General features: G+C 62.5%; 1 protein-coding gene and 1 pseudogene. Both read left to right on the forward strand.

Going from position 1 to position 603, the window contains the following annotated elements; genetic code table 11:
* Window positions 1-356, forward strand: a pseudogene (locus RGM2987_RS00075) (carbon starvation protein A); the annotation flags it as partial.
* 15 nt (window positions 357-371) lie between these two features.
* Window positions 372-569: a YbdD/YjiX family protein gene (locus RGM2987_RS00080; RefSeq protein WP_144921505.1), complete on the forward strand. Its 198-nt coding sequence runs from the start codon at window positions 372-374 to the stop codon at window positions 567-569.
* The last annotated feature ends 34 nt before the right edge of the window (window positions 570-603 follow it).

Consider the following 603-nt stretch of genomic DNA (forward strand, 5'->3'; position numbering starts at 1 on the left):
TGAAGCGCCAGCGCTACGTCTGGGTCACGCTGCTGCCGGCGTCCTGGTTGCTGATCTGCACCACCACGGCGGGCCTGATCAAGCTGTTCGACGCCAACCCGGCGATCGGCTTTTTGGCCCTGGCGCGCAAATACAACGAAGCGCTGGCCGCAGGGCAAGTCCTGGCCCCGGCCAAGAGCATCGAGCAGATGCAGCACGTGGTCTTCAACGCATACACCAATGCCACGCTGACGGCGCTGTTCCTGTTCGTGGTGCTGAGCATCCTGTTCTACGCGCTCAAGGTCGGCATCGCCGCCTGGGGCACGAAGGAGCGCACGGATAAAGAAGCCCCATTCCAGGCCCTGCCGGACGCCTGACGCGAGGATTGCACGATGTTCAATGACTTGAGTCGCCTCGGTAAATACCTCGGTCAGGCCGCCCGCCTGATGGTCGGCATGCCCGACTACGACAATTACGTCGAGCACATGCAGACCAAGCACCCGGACAAGCCGCTGATGGACTACGAAACGTTCTTCCGCGAACGCCAGGAAGCCCGCTACGGTGGCAAGGGCGGGCCGAAGTGCTGTTGAGGCACCGGTTGGGTTGAAACACCCGAACCCTGTG

The sequence above is a fragment of the Pseudomonas sp. RGM2987 genome, from assembly GCF_022952855.1.
In the GTDB taxonomy this organism is placed as follows: Bacteria; Pseudomonadota; Gammaproteobacteria; order Pseudomonadales; family Pseudomonadaceae; genus Aquipseudomonas.

Bases quoted from the DNA above. Each gene is read 5' to 3' on its own strand.
- RGM2987_RS00080 (WP_144921505.1), top strand. From the start codon at position 372: ATGTTCAATGACTTGAGTCGCCTCGGTAAATACCTCGGTCAGGCCGCC.